The organism is Caballeronia sp. RCC_10 (genome assembly GCF_041360715.1).
Classification (GTDB): Bacteria; Pseudomonadota; Gammaproteobacteria; order Burkholderiales; family Burkholderiaceae; genus Caballeronia; species Caballeronia grimmiae.
This window is the reverse complement of the sequence record NZ_JBFUPT010000051.1, coordinates 1-16,030: the sequence shown is the minus strand read 5'-3', so window position 1 is coordinate 16,030 and position 16,030 is coordinate 1. Positions and strand designations below refer to the sequence as shown.

The following is a 16,030-nucleotide window of genomic DNA, read 5'->3' as shown; positions in this document are numbered from 1 at the left end:
CCGGTGTGCTCATCGGCGCTTCTCACTCCCAGAACATAGGCTAATTCCATATTGGAACTGGGAGTTCCGCAACCCTCTGTTTGCACCTATTACCACGCGGCGCCTGGCTTCACGGCATTCTGCAAGACCGACTGAATAGGTTGAGAGATCGGTAACTTCCGCGAAGTACTGTCTCAGAAGTCCATTCGTGTTCTCGTTTGGCCCACGTTGCCAGAAATCCTGTGGATCACAAAAGTAGACCTTCATGTCGGTAACCACAGTTGAGCACTTGTGATCGGTCTTAACTTTGCCGCGATCCCTGCGTCGACGATCTGTAAAGTTCCTGCGGCAGCTTGCTGCATGCCTGACGAGGCGTTGACGACGGTCTCTGTATGCTTGCTGCAGTCTTTACCGGCGTCACGTAACGGGTTTGACACTCGACGAGAGTGGCGATCTGGTTGTTCGCGCTGCCAAGACATTTGCTCGTCTCCCCATTACCGGGTATCGCGGCCTGTTACTGTTACGGGCGTTGGCTGCTCGACAGAGCGTCACCGGTTCTGCAGTGGTCGTCGGTCTTCATGGCGTGTTGACGTGAACGACGCACGTGTCCATCGCAAGTGCGCAAGCAACTGCTTTTTTACGACCGTGAGCCTGTATATAAAGGCTCCGATAAATCGTCCTTGTTGCTCGCATCAGCCTGCGTGAGCGACCTTTTGACGACCTATTAAATCCACGTCGAGTCACAACGTCGCAAACGGCATCACGTTCAGTGCGGCGAGGACGTTTAGTGCCATGACAACCGGCGCTTCCAGCAATATGCTGCGGACGACGTTGTTGCACGCAGTGCCTTGCCGCTGATTCACGATTCCGACGTCGAACATGTCGCAATTTTCGCTGTTTTGCCCGATTTATAGTACTGTCAAGAAGCAGGCGGTAGAAAGCTAGACCATAGACGTCGGAAAACTGTCTAGTCTCAGTAAAATAATCCAGCGGTGTCCGGCGACCCCCTATGCAATGACAAAACGATCTTCAGCTTCAACGGACCGGTGGTGCGAACAGAGCAAGATCGACCTTGAACACCGCTATCAGTTTTTAGTTGAGTCCGTCGAGGATTACGCTATTTTTATGCTCGACACGTCCGGGTGTGTCCAGACCTGGAACCCCGGCGGTCAGCGGATTAAAGGGTACGCGTCGGCGGAAATCATCGGCCGACACTTTTCTGTCTTCTACACGGACGACGATATTGCAGTGGGAAAGCCCCAAGCGTTGCTCGAGGCAGCGCTTGCTCGCGTTCACGTTGAGGACGAAGGTCTGCGGGTGCGCAAGGACGGTTCGACCTTCTGGGCGAATGTGGTCATTACCGCGGTTACAGGACCGGAGGGTGAGTTGCTCGGATTCGCCAAAGTGACCCGTGACATGACGGAGCGGCGTCGCCTTGAAGAGCTCGAGCGCCTGCACGCTCGGGCCGCGGTCATGGAACAGGCCCGTGAGAGCGAACGGAAGCGAATTGCGCGCGAACTGCACGACGATCTGGGCCAGCGACTCTCAGCACTGAAGATGGCGCTCGCGGTTCACCAAACGCAGATTTGGCAGCAAGGCGCGGAGATCTCTGATCAGATCGATGCAATGACAGAGTCCTTGCGCCGCATAGCGGCCGACCTTCGTCCGCCATGTCTCGATGACCTCGGATTGACGGCCGCGTTAGAGTGGCTTGCCGACAGTTTTCAGAGGCGCTACGGTATCAAGGTGAGGCTCGCGGTACACGGAGAGCCTGAGGGGCTAAACGAGCTGACTGTCCTCTCCCTATACCGGATCGTCCAGGAAGCCCTGTCGAACGTCGCGCGTCACTCAGGCGCAAGCGAGGTGAGCATCGACCTCTCAAAGGACGACCGTTTTTGTCGCCTTCGTATGTCAGACAACGGGGTGGGTCTTCCACTAGGAGAGAAGCTGCGCAGCGATGCGTTTGGTCTGATCGGAATGCGCGAGCGCGCCGCACAGATTGGCGGCGATCTGCAAATCTCCGGTCGTCCCGGCAACGGGGTGCACCTCAACCTGCTTATTCCTGTTCAGGGCCTCAAAGGCGCAGCAAGGTAGGCAGGATTTCTACGCGCTTAGCGATGTCATCGATTCGATGACGCCGGTCTGCTGGAATTGCGTGTCTTGTCGTAGAAAAAAATCCGCTCGGGCTTCCTTCTCAGCCACTGGGACTCCCCCACCGCCTCGTTGGCTAACATGATCTGCACCGTTTTCGACCTTGCTTCTGTCACTGGTAGCGGAATATCGATGCCGCTTCCTGCCCGAACGTGCAGACCAACAATCACGACGGCCGGACCGAGGTGTAGGATGGCGGGGGCGCATCATCAGGGTCGGCACTTGTATCAATCAAGCCGCTTTGCCATGCAGTTCGGTCAGTTGATCAGGGCGTGCAGGACCAAGAGTGAATCTTCCACGACCAGCACCGTGCTTCCGGCTGAGACTACGATTTCAGCATCGTTCGATAAGCCAGACCGCGGCGTCTTGCATTCATCGGGCTCACCACCGCGTTTCCTGCCATACTTTCTGCCGCTCGTGCTAGCACCCTTCATTTCGCTCAATCGAGCGCGAGCCGTCGTGCGCCTAAAGTTGAGCAGGCACCGACGCTCCTGTACGCGCGCGACGACTTAACCGCCGGTTGATTTCGCAGCATTCTCTCCGTATGTACCCCTCGCGTCCTGGACTATTGACGATAAAGCGGGTGCAAGGTGAGAGCCTTCCGACGGAGGAATCGCTGATAGCGTGCAATTGGTTTGCACGAAGCGCTCCCGAGGGGTGCAATGGCTTCGGGTAACGGCCGGCCCGTCGCTTGCCGTGGATCCGTTCTGAACTTCGTACAACGGGATCAGCAGATCACCGTAACGGCACACCGTTGCGCATAATTTTTACCGCTGTCGCCTCCATGTAATTGAGTCGCACGCTGTCGCCTTTTTTTTACCCGTCCAGCAGACTTCTCGACGATTCTTGCAGGACGACCGTGCGCGTTGGGCCGCGCAAGGTAAGTTGAGTCTTTCTGAGGTCGATTCCGACAACGGTAGTCACGGCTTCGACTCGGTGTACGGACATAGACGATACAAAAGGCGAGCCAGTCGAAAATTCTTCATCGATTTGTTCGCGGATCTCGCTGGACCTGAGTCTGTCCGCACGCATCAGGAGGGCACGGCTGGAAGTGACCGCGACCGTGTCGCCGATGTGCAGTTCGCTAACGTCACCGAGGCTTCGATCGACCACCACGTCGACAGGCTCACCGGTTTCCTCCAGCAATGTCATGCTATTACGTTGGATATCGACGGCGAAGATGATCGCGTTTGTACGCGTGACGTTCGTGCCCGAGAACTGGATAGGTGGCGTAGCATCTTTCTCGCCCGTGGCTGCGCATGGCAACGCCACTCCAATTGCCACCGCCCCTATACCAAGAAGCAGTGCGCATTGCCAATCCCGTTTCATGGTGTTCTCCCTGTTTCCTGAAAGCAGCTACAGACCGTCGCGGTGCCGCGTCTTAATGCAAGCTGAAGGAACGGCCGGCAGGAAATGCTCCCGTCGTTGGATCCGTGACACCAGGAAGCCGCCGCAGCAAGCGGCGGGCGGGGTGCCGGCCACTGATCCTAGGGCAGACGGAGGCATTTGTTCGGGAGGGCGAACATGGCGCACGAATCATGTGATCCGAGGCTAAGAGCGTGCGGGATACCGTAAGTCAATATGACTTTCGTGGAGGCAGGTGAAATGCTGACCACCGCACCGGAGCTTGACGCGGATTAGCATGGAGCCAGAGCCGCATGAGCGCGAGCTCAGAAGGTTCGTTTCCGAAACGGAGGCCAGCATGGAATACGATAGCACTGTATTTGTGGGACTGGACGGCATAAGGAATCGATTACGGTCGCGTATTCGATCGGGATGGACGATGTGCAATTGCTCGGCAAGATTGCGACGACGGCGGTGGCGACCGAGCGGCTGTGCAAACAGTTGCGCACCAAAGGGCCGGTTGTACGGATTGTTTATGAAGCCGGTCCTTGTGGTTATGGACTGCACCGGCAACTGGTGGCTACAGGTTTCGACTGCATGGTCTGTGCGCCCTCGCTGATTCCCCGCAAACCTGGCGAGCGCGTCAAGACCGACCGGCGCGACGCCATCAAACTGGTGCGGGCGCTACGCGCAGGAGATCTGACCAGCGTTCATGTGCCCGACGAGGAGGACGAAGCATTCCGCGACCTGTCACGCGCATGGTGTGCTGCCCGGGAGGATCTAAGACAAGCCCGGCAGCGCGTCAAATCGTTTCTGCTCGCTCATGGCGTGCGCTACCAGGGCCGCGCTGACTGGAGCGCCGCGCATCGTCGCTGGCTTAGCAGCTTCTCCTTCCAGAACGCTTGGCAGCAGATGGCGTTCGATGAACATCGACGCACGATCGAGGACCGGCTCGCGCAGTGTGAACGGCTTGCTACCGCAATGCATGAGGCCGTGCCTGCGTGGCGCTTTTACCCCGTCGTGCTGGCCTTGCAGGCGATGCGCGGCATACAGTTTACAGCCGCGGTTGGAATCCTGGCTGAGCTGGGCGACCTGTCACGTTTTGCGCATCCCCGGCAACTGATGGCCTGGCTCGGCGTCACTCCCTCGGAGCACTCGTCCGGTGAACACCGCCGCCTGGGCAGCATTACCAAGACTGGCAACAGCTACGCTCGCAAACTTCTGATTGAATCAGCATGGAGCTACCGACATCCCGCCCGCATCGGGCGCACCATCCAGCAGCGACATGAAGGTATCCCGAAGGCAACTGTGGACCGCGCGTGGGATGCCCAGTTACGCTTATGCGGCAGGTTCCGCAGGCTGCTCGCCCGAGGCAAGAACATGAACGTTTCGATGGTCGCCGTCGCACGTGAGTTGGCCGGGTTCATCTGGGACATCGGACGAATGGCCATGGCGCTGGCGATACCGCGTGAGGCCCGCCCGGCATAACACTACCCATACGAAGGAATCTCCTGAAGGCGGCGCAGCCCGGTACCAGAGCAACCCGCGATACCGCTTCGCGACAGCCTCAAGCTGACTCGCGGCGTAAGAAGGCGGAAGGCTCATGCGACGGATCCTGTAATGCGGTAACCAACCCGCGGATATCAGCCTGATCCACCGTCGATGTTACTGCTGCGTCGCCTTCAGGAGATTCAGTGGACTCGCCTATGCACAAACCCAAAATGATTGGTTCTTGACCACGGAAGTCATATCAGCGGTAGTTAAAGCACACCGGATCGTCAGATGCATGGAGAACAGCGGTTCAAGCCTGTCTACTTTTTGCCCCGGTTGTTCCACGCCATGCGCAGCAGCGTCGCATTGGCCGCCCGTCGGTCGAACAGTTCGGCATCGAAGTCGTCTCCCGCCCATGTTCTGTACCGCGTCGCTTCGTCGCCATCTGGGTCGACGCTTAGAACGCGCAACATCTCTGCATATCCGTACGTGCCACCCACGTCCTCGGGCGGACAGGCACGTTCTCCAGCACCAATCCACGCCTCGCTGTGCGGCTCATGGTCCGTTTGAGTGACTTCTTCCACGCGAATATCATGATGCCAGTCATCGCCAAAGTCATATCGATAGAGGAACCGGTGTCCCGGGTATGCAAGCCGGTATAACCGCGCCTTGCGGTCATCCAGCATTGCGGGATCTTCAGCAAACAGATCGAGCATGTTGTCGTTATCGCCCATCGCGTAAGTCCGCCCGTCGATCTCGAAGTCATGCAAATGCGAGTCGGTCCACCCAAAGGCGGCTTGCAGAATGTGATGCAGCTTGCGCAAGGTGATATTGCCGTCGACGTGGATCCGTCGCCAGACGGGCGGTTCGATGTCACGGATCTGCGCATGAAGTGTGTAGATGGTGTAGGACTTGGTCATGGATTCGAGCAAAGCATCATAATGGACGCAGGCGGAATTCGATTATCGCCTGGCGTCGCAATCGACTGCGCCTGCCCGCTGCGTGCCTGGACCTATGCTGTGCGCTGTCCGGAAACCGACACGAATCGCGTCAGGCGGATGTCCGGGGCGAAGTGCTTCGCATCGCGAAGTTGAACGGCAGGAGATCGGTGATGTCTGCTTCGGGTGGTCGTTGCGGCAGCTCGGTGAGCACATGCAAGAGATATGCATAAGGTTCGACGTTGCACGCCCGGCATGTGAGCATCAGGCTGTAGATCATGGCGCTCGCCTTCGCACCGGCGACCGTGTCTGCAAAGAGCCAGGCCTTTCTTCCTGTGCAGAAGGGGCGGATGTCGCGCTCGATCACGTTATTGTCCACGGGGGCGCGCCCATCGGTGACGTAGCGACTCAGATAAACCCATTGGTTGCGCGTATAACTGATCGCCTTTCCCAGCAGACTTTCGGGCAGGACCTGTGGGGCCTGTTCGTCGAGCCACGCCTTCAGGGATGCCAGCAGCGGTACGCTGTGTTGCTGGCGCAGCCGGTACGTGTAGGCGTGCCGTGTTTCGCCTTCCGGCAGATCGTCTTTGGCCAGCGTCTCAACCTGATACAGCGCCTTGAAGTACTCCAGTGCCTGCGCGGCACGGCCGGCGGGTTTCTTCATGCCCTTGAGGGCGTCGACGAAGACCCGGCGGGCGTGCGCCAGACAGCCGAAGTGCGTCGCGCCTTCGAGTGTGCGCCAGGCGGCATAGCCGTCGGCCATCAGGAGACCTTCGTAGCCGGCGAGGAACGCCTGCGGATGCTCCTGCCCGCGCCCCGGCTGCTAGTCAAACAGCACCACCGGTTCCGGACAGTCTTCAGCACTACGGTACACCCACATATACGATATGCTTTGCGCGGTCCTGCCGGGCTCCTTGAGCACCTGCACTGTTGTCTCGTCACCGTGGATCAGCGGCTGCGACAGCAGTGTCCTGCGCAGTGCGTCGTACAGGCGGCCGTAGTGCACCTCTGCGGGCCGGATGATCCACTTCGCCAGCGTGCCGCGTCTGACTTCAATGTCCGCGCGAGCCAGCGCGTGGGCCATCCGGTACAGCGGCGTACCGTCGACGTACTTCCCCGCTGTGACGGTGGCGATCATCGCCGCACTGGCATTGCTGCCCGGCAACGGCTGCGCTGGCATCGGTGCGGTGATCACCGGCGTACGCTCAGCATGGCGTTCGCAGTGGCGGCACGCGTATTTGAAGCGCACGTGCTGCAGCACCGATGCCTTCACCTCGATATGCAACTGTTCGCTGACCTCTTCGCCCATGCGGTGCAGCGCTTGCGCGCAGCACGGACAGACCTTCTGGTCTTCCGGCAGGTCGTATTCGATGCGCTGGCGTGGCAGGTGCGCCGGCAGCGGTTTGCGTCCGGGCCTGCTTCGCGCCGGCCCAGGTGCATCCGGCAGGCCAGTATTGGGCAGTGCGAACGTGTCTTCAGTACCGTCGGTGTCATCGTCGGGTTCGGTGGCGGCGATCTCTTCGGCCTCGTCGAAGACGCGATCCCGGAGCTTCTCGCTGCTCGGCGCGAAGCGCTTGCTCTGCGCCAGACGGAACTGCTCCTCCAGTTGGGCAATCCGTTCGCCCAGCTGCCTGTTTCGTGCCTCGAGTTCACGGATATAGGCCTGGGCGGCCGGAGGCAATCGGGAGAATTCGTCTTCGTTCATGCCCCCACGATAGCGAGGTGTCGCCCGCGATGGGTTTACGGGAATTTGTAACAGGCTGGCCGGCTGATGCTGACCTCCGGCGTCCAATGCTCAACTGGCGTGATGGTACGACCGTACCGGGTGGCGGCGCACAGCATCAACGTCGATGCCCTCCAGGAGCCAGTGCAACTGCTCGCTCGTCAGCTTGACTACGGCCTGCTGCCGGCGTGGCCATACGAAGTGGTCTTCCTCGAGGCGCCTTAACATCATCCAGAAACCGTTGCGATCGTAGAACAGCAGTTTGACCCGGTCGCGTTTGCGGTTGTGGAAGGCGAACACGGCGCGCGCAAACGGATCGAGCTGCATGGACTGCTCGACGAGCGTCACGAGACTATTGATGCCGGCCCGGAAGTCGATCGGTTCGCGATGCAGGAAGACCGTCAGGTCCGCCTCGAAGCGGAACATCAGCGCGCTCCCAATGCGACAACTATCGCATTTACGATTGCCACGTCGTCAGATGAACATTCGAGCTCAAGCTTTACGCCGTTGGGCAGATGAGCCGACAGCCGTGCCGCTCGGGTTGATTGTGGCGAAACACAGGATGACTCTGCTCTGGTGGCGCGGTGCGACGCGGGCGCGGACGCGGACGCCATGACCGTTGTCGGCCCGTCGATCGCGACCACCGGAACAAACGCCGACGACGCGACTGGCTCGTTGTGCCCGATCGGGGGCCGGGAGCGTTCACGCGCCCGGACCCATTTATGCAACTGGTTGGCATTCACGCCCGCCTTAAGGGCGAGGCCCGATAGTGAGGCGCCCGGCCGCAGACAGGCTTCGATCAGTCGTCGTTTGTCCGCCGGGTCGAAGCTTCGCTTGCCGCCGACACCAACATGCGTCACACGCAAAGGCAAAAAGCTCAGGTCATCTTCTGTCATGGATTGCGTCCGCAAAGTTGGGTTGCGGACGCAATCGTGAGCTTTATCAATAACGGAAGCTAGGTGTGCGAAATCGCGCGCTTACGGGATACCGATCGTTGATCCAGGTCATCGCATCGTGAGCGACCAGCGAACCGCCTTGACGGACGATGGGCTACGTGACAGACGGGAGAGGCTGCCAGGTTTAGGCAGCAATGCTGCCATGTCCTTTGCCCTGTGGGTCGGCAGGCGTGTCGGGATGTTTCTGCTTACGCATTAGACACGTGGCCGTTGCCTTGCGCTGCAAGGATACGGCGTGTGATCTGCACTCGTCGCCTCGCTCGTGCCGGCCCTGGTGCCTTGCACCGCGGGTTGGGCTAAGGCGCTGCACCGGCGCCGGTGCTATGAGAGCACGCTTCGCGATGGCCGTGCTCGGCGCAGCCTGCCAGTGCCAGTCATTGCGCCAGGCAGGTGATCGACCAATTTCTGTTTGGAGACGCGTTGTAACTGCTGTCGATATCCAATAGACGGCGTTCCTTCGCCCATCTATCTGACATACGTCAAACGAACGGCAGGGCGCAGTGGTAGCTTCAAAGCACGATGCCGTTGATCGCGACCGTGAGGTTGCGCTGCAGCGAAGATAAGGGTGGTGTGATACCGATGCCGGGCCGAGACGGCAAATTCGTCAACCGACGGGAGAATACAATGGGCCTATTGCTCTCTGCCGCGATCTTCCTCATATCGGCTGGATTCCTCGTCAGCGATTTCCAAGCGTCGACCGCGCCTGCCGAGCCTGCCGCGATCGCGCGAGCCCCGGCTTCCGTCTCAAGAGAAGGGGGAGCTACGGCTCCGCAACCGGTTCCCGAATCGCACGGCATGAAAGCGCAAATTCCTTGAGGCGGATTGTGAGCGACTACATCAAGATGGCATCGCACCCAACGAATGCGCTGCGTACGGTTGGTGCAACGCACGGTGCGATAAGATGCCGTCGACATGCCGACTGACACAACGTGGTGACGCGCAGTCGCGGTGAATACTCATATGCTTAACGTGCGGACTGTGATGAGATACACGACATTTGGCAGTCGGATCGCGCTGCCTCTGGCGCGAACTGAGCGTGGTGGCCGCGGACCGAAGGACCATCGATACCGAAAGGATCGGCGATGGGCGGCGACGCGATGAGCCGACCTTAGGCGCACTGATGCCATCCGTGATGGCTGGGACAATGCGCAAAACAGGGGAGGGTATCGTTTGGTCCGACTTTCGAGCATGAGCGCGACTTCGCCGAAGCGGCTGATCGCTCTAAACTGCGCTGAACCCCTTGCTTGTGAACCGGGCGCACGATCGGCGTTGGGCAAAGCAACGCAGAAGCGAAATCATTCATATCCGCGGTCTTTCGGTACGGTATTGACGAGGGCAAGCTTTTAGACGCTCCGCTTCGTTGGAGAGGTATGGTGCCGTGACATCGTGCGTACTCCAGGGAAGCTCGTCTCACATTAGCCCCGCAACAGTTGCCCTCTTCGACGTTTGAGACAGACGCGTCTCCGCCCGGCACGTTCTGGAGAGCCGCCTTAGCGCCGCACGCGCCGACGACGATGAGCCGTCCCGTTATGAACCAACGTAAGGACGAAGTCCATTCTGCACAAAGCGGGCGGATGCAGGCTACCAATGCACGACGCGTTGGATGCGCGTCGAAACGGATCGCGCTCAGCGGCGCGCTGCAGCGCCTAATGGCAGCGCTGGCGCTTCTCCATAATCGCGACTTGGCAGGCCGACAATACGCTTGACGAATGGAGATGCGGATGCCTGAGAAGAACTTCCCGTTGTCCAGATGGACGCCGATTCCAGGCGCGAAGAGGTGCTGGGAATATTAGGTTCTTCAGTCCTCTCAGTTTGCACGTGCCTATGTCCCAAAGAGATGATCTAGATTAATTTCTGAGAGCCCTCCCGGCCCTACGATAAAGCTCGAGTCGAGGAAACGTGCGGTGCTGCCTCGTCCGCGAGTCGTTCGCGCTACCACCGTCTTCAACGGCGGGTGGAGCAAGGCGCCGGCGACCAAAGCATCGACTGGCGCACTGATACGCCAGTTCTCCGGCTGCACCAGGGATGGAGGCTTCGAGGCCATGAATCGCTACTTGGGCTTAAGACCAGAAAGAACGGACCATATCGCGCCGACCGCAGAGGATATTCTGCGGGACACGCAAAACTTCTCACTGGTTCTCGGCGGCCCGCTCTTTCAGCTGCTGCGCGGGGCGCACATGGCCGACGATGCACTCGAGTTGGTCCGCCAGCGTGTTCTGGTAATCGCGCTTGTGGCCTGGCTGCCGCTGCTCGCGCTCTCCGCTTTCGACGGGCATCTGCTTGGCCGTTCCGTGGCAGTGCCGTTCTTGCTGGATATGGAAGTTCACATCCGATTTCTTGTGGCCGTGCCTCTGCTGATCATCGCTGAATTGGTCGTGCATCGGCGCCTGCGACCGATCGCGCGTGCATTCCTCGACCGGAAGATCATTCCGGAAGCGTCCGCCACACGGTTCGATGAGGCCGTCAGATCCGCGTTCCGGCTGCGCAACTCGGTGGTCGCAGAACTACTGATGATCGCTTTCGTGTACGGCGTGGGCATCTTCGTTGTCTGGCGCCAATACACTGCGATGCAAACGACAACGTCGTGGTACGCCGTACCTGGCACTGGTGGTTTGTCGCTTTCACCTGCTGGCTTCTGGTATGGGTATGTGAGCGTGCCAATCTTCCAGTTCCTCCTGATTCGGTGGTACTTTCGATTGTTCATCTGGACGCGCTTTCTGTGGCATGTATCGCGCATAGAACTGAGCCTCGTGCCCACCCATCCCGATCGCGTCGGAGGCCTGGGATTCCTTGCCAATACAGTTTATGCATTCATGATGCTGTTGGTGGCACACGGCGCGATGCTCGCTGCACAGTTCGCCAATCGCATTTTCTTCGCCGGCGCAACACTCACGGAATTCAAGGTCGAGACAGGCGCAATGGTTCTCTTCCTGCTGTTTCTGGTCTTCGCTCCTTTGCTGGTTTTCGCGCCGCAACTTGCCAAGGCGAAGCGGACGGGCCTGAGTGAGTATGGCGCGTTGGCGGAACGGTACGTGCGCGAATTCGACAGCAAGTGGCTGAGAGGCAGCTCGCCTGGCGGCGAGGCGTTGGTGGGCAGTGCCGACATCCAGTCGCTTGCGGATCTCGCGAACAGTTTCGACGTTGTCCGGACAATGCGTGTTGCTCCTATCACTAAGGATGCCATCATACGCCTCGCAGCTGCGGTGGTTATCCCGATTGTGCCGCTCGCATTGACGATGATGTCGCTGGAAGAACTACTGAAGCGCCTGTTTGGATTGGTAGTTTAGGCTTAGAAGTTCCTCTCCGACTTCCTTGATGATCGCGGCCGCGCTGCGCATCTGCTGGTTTGGTTGAATTGGGCGGCTCGTCGCCTCTGCGATCTGCCGTTGTGCCTCTGACAATGGGCGCGCAACGGCTGCAACGCTGTCGTCCGTCAGCCACGTTCGGTTGGTCGAGATTGCATGCGCGCACCGACGTCTGAGGGAGCATCAAATTGAAGGACCGCTCCGCACCCATCGTGGCTGGCTACGCGTCGGTGGTGGTAACAAGCATGATGCGACCGGGCCGAAGCGAGGGCAGAGGGAAGGCATAGGTCAAGAAAGAATCTAGGTCAGTCTCGCCGCCAGAGCATGGGTCGCGGAGCAAGCGGTATTGGAACCGGGAGGAGCCTGCGATGAATGAAGACAACGTCGTCGCCGTTTTCCAGAATCACCGGGAGGCCGCGCCGCGGGTCCGCATGAGCGCCTGAGCAGGAAGCTGTACGAGAAGGAGCTCGCGCGCCTGCATGTCGAGCTCGGGAAGGTACAGGAATGGGCTGTCCATACCGGCGCGAAGATCTGTGTGTTATTCGAGGGGCGCGACGGCGCGAGTAAGGGTGGCGCCATCAAGGCGGTTGCCGAGCGCGTGAGCTCCCGCATTTTCCGCGTGGTCGCGCTGCCCGCGCCGACCGAGCGCGAAAAAGACTCAGATGTACGTCCAGCGTTATCTTCCGCACCTCCGGCGGCGGGCGAATCATACTGTTCGACCGAAGCTGGTATAACCGCGCGGGCGTTGAGCGCGTGATGGGCTTTTGCACCGAGGAGCAGGCAAAAGGCTTCCTCAAGGCCGTCCCGCTTGTAGAGCGGGCGATCATCGATTCGGGCGTCATCCCGCTCAAGTATTGGCTGGAAGTGGGACAAGAGGAGCTGACTCGGCGACTCGAGCAACGGATTCACGACGAGCGCAAGATATGGAAGCTCTCGCCGATGGACTTGCTCTCCTACAGCCGCTGGTACGACTATTCGCGCGCTCGCGACGAAATGTTCGAAGCGACCGACACCAAATTTTCCTCATGGTATGTCGTGCGCTCGGATGACAAGCGACGCGCGCGACTGAACCTCATCAGGCATTTGATCAAACAATTTCCGTACAAGCCCATCGCGAGACAAAAAGTGAAGCTGCCGAAGCGGCAAAAGGCAGACGGTTATCGCGAGAGCGAGCGGCCAATCAACTGTGTGCCCGAGCACTTCTAAATGCCTCGGGTCGACTTAGCGTCAGACGTCGAAACGGCGGCATGAGCGTTCCATTGTCGAAGCTCCGGACGTAGACTCTTGCTGGAAGGTAACGGATGGTGCTGGAAATCATGCTCGCCGCTGTATCGCAAGCCAATTCTGGTCTGTAGCCGGCCAAACGGCAAAAAGGGAGACTGCGATGGACGATAATCACGTTGCCATCGTCGAAGCCGAAAAAGGTATGCCGGGGACCCCCGGAGGGTGAAATCTCTTTCCTGCCAGTCGATCGTTGGCGACCTATCGTTGGAAGTGGCTTCCAGCGGATTTCGTAGCGGGCGCGACGCTCGCGGCCTATGGCATACCTGTCTCGCTGGTCATACGCAACGCTGGCTGATTTGCCGCCGCAATACGGCATTTATTGATATCTGGCTGGGGGGTTCTTCTACGCGCTAATAGGCTCGTCACGCCAGCTAGCGATCGGTCCGACCTCGGCTATCTCCATGCTCGTCGGAGTATCGGTGGCCGATATGGCGGCCGGAGACCCAGGGAGATTCGCTTTTCGAGACTATCCAACTCGCAACAGCAGAGACAGACATGGGCTCGAACTGTAGATTCAGGGCGCTTGCCCGAATTCCGGATACGCAGGGCTTGGGAGGCGCAGGGCGTTCAGGGCGTTCTAAGCAGCGCCAGGAAAGAAGGAGCCCGACTCACACGGATTTAGTTGCGATTTTCGTCTGATTGCTTTGTCCCCGTTGCTACGGACGCAGCCCGGCTACGTAAAGCGCTTTCGATATTTGGATCGTCGGGTGCTTCGTCGTCACTGTCCGTGTCAGGCATGAATGACGGAACAACGCAACGGTTTGCGCGGTCAAGCGAATCGCCAGATCGAACCATCGCCTGACCTTCGGTGTCTGCAGTCCGAAGTCCGGCCAGAGACGTGTCACGCGCGCACGATGAGAGACTGAGCCAGGTCTGCTGACCCGCATCGGGGAATACTTCCAACTGCACGATCGCTGGAAGAACTTCTGACCTTCGCGAGACAAAGGCGGCAAGAACCTCGCCGCTCGTCATTTCCAGTGCGTGAAGCGGCGGCTTGCAGACCCTCGCAAGCGACACCGAGAACGCTCGATATCCCCATCCGAAGCCGTACGCTGAAAATTGTACGATGCATCCGTGACGGACCGAAGGCTCGGTAATCTTAATCAACGGCTGGCTCATGCAGTTACTCTCCACCAATGAGATCCGCCGGAAGCAGCGGACGCGATTTCGCCTCGTCCAGGTACGAAATGACGTAACGTACCAAGAGTCTGGGCTTTAGCATGCCCCTCGGGCAACTGAGACCCAATGAACTCGTCCACTTGATCGTAATTTCGGCGCCCTTTCTCTGATTGACCTGTGTCAATGTCGATTCATTTACCGCGCCAGAAATCAAGTTTGATCTACATGCGGCGCTGTGCCGGATCAGCCAACAGATCCGCCGGAACAACGCCTTCGAGGCGAATTGACACGGGAGCGATGCCAGCAGTTGCACGCGACGCCACAGAAAAATCTGGTTGGAGGCAAACAGACAGGCCAGAGCAACTGCAAGGAGCAGGGCGATCATGCATCCGCGTTCCGTCAAGACACCGACCATACCAATTCCATTTCACAAGATGCTAAAGGTGGTTGCGATTGTCGACCGGACTGATCCAGAGACGAAGGTAATCCTCGATCAGATCCCGGTGGAGAACATACATGTCGAGATCGGGGAAAGCGCGACGCGGGATTTGGACGAGGACGCCGACGTTGCTGCTTATATCGTCGAGGTTGACGGAGAACGCCCCTCGCTTTCTACGCCAAACAGATTATAAGCAGCCTTATCAAGCTGTGTGGCATGGCCTGCGTCAGTGAGAGACATGAGGCGGAGCAGTTGTGCGATCCAGCTCGGTCGCCTTGAGGGAGTTGTTCGCAGCATCGCGATCCGCCTTGCGGTTGATACGGGCGTTGCTGACTTCTTCCTTGTACTGCGCGTTGGCTTCCTTGACGCTCGCGCGCCGCTCATTCTTTGAAGCCTTCTTCGAAGCGCCATATTCAGCGTTGGCCTGCGCGTTGACATGCGTCCCATCACCGGGGATCGGTGCTCGCGGGCGCGACGATACGATGCTCTTCCGATGACCTCCGCCGGTGCTCGACTCTGCGCGTGGCATCGAGGCGCCCAAGCGATGAGCGTCAGCGATGCACCTGCCAGCAACCGCTGTGATAGGACCGTTGGGCAGGGTGATGTCGACACCGACCGTGCGCCCGGCGTTCGCAGGCTTGCTTGATGCAGGTCAATGACGCCGCACGAGTTGGTGACGCGTTAATGTGCATCCGCCACACACCGCGCGCTTCACTTGAGGCCGCCCGACGATGCATCACGGAACGATCGAGGATATTCACGCGGAAAATGGTTTCATCCCCATCAACGGCGCCGCACGAGGTCGCGCGATACCGCCGCCATTCCTGCTTCGATACGATCAGAGCGTGCGTCCAAGACCGCGCCTGGATTTCATCGGGAGGTCAAGTCCTTAAGCGAACCTTCAGCAGCGTCAGGCGACACTAGTAGGGCTGTTGAAGCGGCCCTTTATCATCGATCGGGCTCGCATACATCAGGGGCGTCATGAAACGCCATGCCGTTGCGATAGTTCGCGCACGCCTCGAGGCTGCCGTTGCATCGCCGCGGCTCACGAGTCGCATCGCGTATCGTGACATACTCGGCGTTGGCGCACCGTTGCAGGGAGAACCGTTCACTCCCACCAACGATAGGTCTTTGAGCGTTCTTCCTGGTTCGTATGCACCACTACTTCAGAAAGCGCGTCGAAGGCTGCACTCGATAAACTATCGTGAGATGCTGGATCGACTCTTAAAGGCCAGTTCAAAAAGCGCGCTCCGTTCGGCTGAAGATGTTCCAGCAGACGAGTGCGCAGGCTAGCTTTAAGA

11 protein-coding genes and 5 pseudogenes are annotated in these 16,030 nt (G+C 59.1%); 6 read left to right on the top strand and 10 right to left on the bottom strand.

Features of this window, described 5'->3' with window-relative positions; translation table 11 throughout:
• Window positions 1-132: 132 nt before the first annotated feature.
• Window positions 133-246 (bottom strand): annotated as a pseudogene (locus AB6804_RS30095) (IS30 family transposase); the annotation flags it as partial.
• A gap of 747 nt (window positions 247-993) precedes the next feature.
• Between AB6804_RS30095 and AB6804_RS30090 the strand changes: the two are divergent.
• On the top strand, window positions 994-2,073 hold the full coding sequence (locus tag AB6804_RS30090; protein ID WP_370889561.1) for a PAS domain S-box protein: 1,080 nt from the start codon (window positions 994-996) through the stop codon (window positions 2,071-2,073).
• A gap of 873 nt (window positions 2,074-2,946) precedes the next feature.
• On the opposite strand, the gene AB6804_RS30085 is transcribed toward AB6804_RS30090, so the two are convergent.
• Window positions 2,947-3,459, bottom strand: coding sequence for a hypothetical protein (locus tag AB6804_RS30085; RefSeq protein ID WP_370889560.1), 513 nt, complete (start codon window positions 3,457-3,459; stop codon window positions 2,947-2,949).
• 373 nt (window positions 3,460-3,832) lie between these two features.
• Between AB6804_RS30085 and AB6804_RS30080 the strand changes: the two are divergent.
• A pseudogene (locus AB6804_RS30080) lies at window positions 3,833-4,962 on the top strand (IS110 family transposase).
• Between the two features lie 323 nt (window positions 4,963-5,285).
• Here AB6804_RS30080 and AB6804_RS30075 read toward each other — a convergent pair.
• From AB6804_RS30075 to AB6804_RS30060, 4 genes and pseudogenes are all read right to left on the bottom strand, one after another.
• Window positions 5,286-5,885, bottom strand: a complete 600-nt coding sequence (locus AB6804_RS30075) for a plasmid pRiA4b ORF-3 family protein (RefSeq protein ID WP_370889559.1) — start codon at window positions 5,883-5,885, stop codon at window positions 5,286-5,288.
• A gap of 130 nt (window positions 5,886-6,015) precedes the next feature.
• Window positions 6,016-7,608, bottom strand: a pseudogene (locus AB6804_RS30070) (IS66 family transposase).
• A 90-nt stretch (window positions 7,609-7,698) separates the two neighbouring features.
• The gene (gene tnpB, locus AB6804_RS30065) at window positions 7,699-8,052 is read right to left on the bottom strand and encodes an IS66 family insertion sequence element accessory protein TnpB (RefSeq protein WP_370889558.1); all 354 of its coding nucleotides are present in this window, start codon (window positions 8,050-8,052) and stop codon (window positions 7,699-7,701) included.
• Entirely contained in the window at window positions 8,052-8,522 is a 471-nt protein-coding gene (locus AB6804_RS30060; RefSeq protein WP_370889557.1) for a transposase, read from the bottom strand. Before AB6804_RS30060 ends, tnpB begins: the two co-directional genes overlap by 1 nt.
• 2,102 nt (window positions 8,523-10,624) lie before the next feature.
• Between AB6804_RS30060 and AB6804_RS30055 the strand changes: the two genes are divergently transcribed.
• From AB6804_RS30055 to AB6804_RS30045, 3 genes and pseudogenes are all read left to right on the top strand, one after another.
• On the top strand, window positions 10,625-11,869 hold the full coding sequence (locus AB6804_RS30055) for a hypothetical protein (protein ID WP_370889556.1): 1,245 nt from the start codon (window positions 10,625-10,627) through the stop codon (window positions 11,867-11,869).
• A 457-nt stretch (window positions 11,870-12,326) separates the two neighbouring features.
• Window positions 12,327-13,093: pseudogene (locus AB6804_RS30050) on the top strand (polyphosphate kinase 2).
• 289 nt (window positions 13,094-13,382) lie between these two features.
• Window positions 13,383-13,629 (top strand): annotated as a pseudogene (locus AB6804_RS30045) (SulP family inorganic anion transporter); the annotation flags it as partial.
• A gap of 160 nt (window positions 13,630-13,789) precedes the next feature.
• Here AB6804_RS30045 and AB6804_RS30040 read toward each other — a convergent pair.
• Entirely contained in the window at window positions 13,790-14,290 is a 501-nt protein-coding gene (locus AB6804_RS30040; RefSeq protein ID WP_370889555.1) for a hypothetical protein, read from the bottom strand.
• A 4-nt stretch (window positions 14,291-14,294) separates the two neighbouring features.
• The gene (locus AB6804_RS30035) at window positions 14,295-14,675 is read right to left on the bottom strand and encodes a hypothetical protein (RefSeq protein WP_370889554.1); all 381 of its coding nucleotides are present in this window, start codon (window positions 14,673-14,675) and stop codon (window positions 14,295-14,297) included.
• On the opposite strand from AB6804_RS30035, the gene AB6804_RS30030 reads away from it, so the two are divergent.
• Window positions 14,674-14,922, top strand: coding sequence for a hypothetical protein (locus AB6804_RS30030; protein ID WP_370889553.1), 249 nt, complete (start codon window positions 14,674-14,676; stop codon window positions 14,920-14,922). The genes AB6804_RS30035 and AB6804_RS30030 overlap by 2 nt on opposite strands.
• Before the next feature lie 33 nt (window positions 14,923-14,955).
• Here AB6804_RS30030 and AB6804_RS30025 read toward each other — a convergent pair whose 3' ends face one another.
• Complete coding sequence (locus AB6804_RS30025; RefSeq protein WP_370889552.1) at window positions 14,956-15,270, bottom strand: hypothetical protein; 315 nt, start codon at window positions 15,268-15,270, stop codon at window positions 14,956-14,958.
• Window positions 15,271-15,837: 567 nt separating this feature from the next.
• A partial coding sequence (locus AB6804_RS30020; RefSeq protein ID WP_370889551.1) for a hypothetical protein occupies window positions 15,838-16,030 on the bottom strand: 193 nt, incomplete at its 5' end.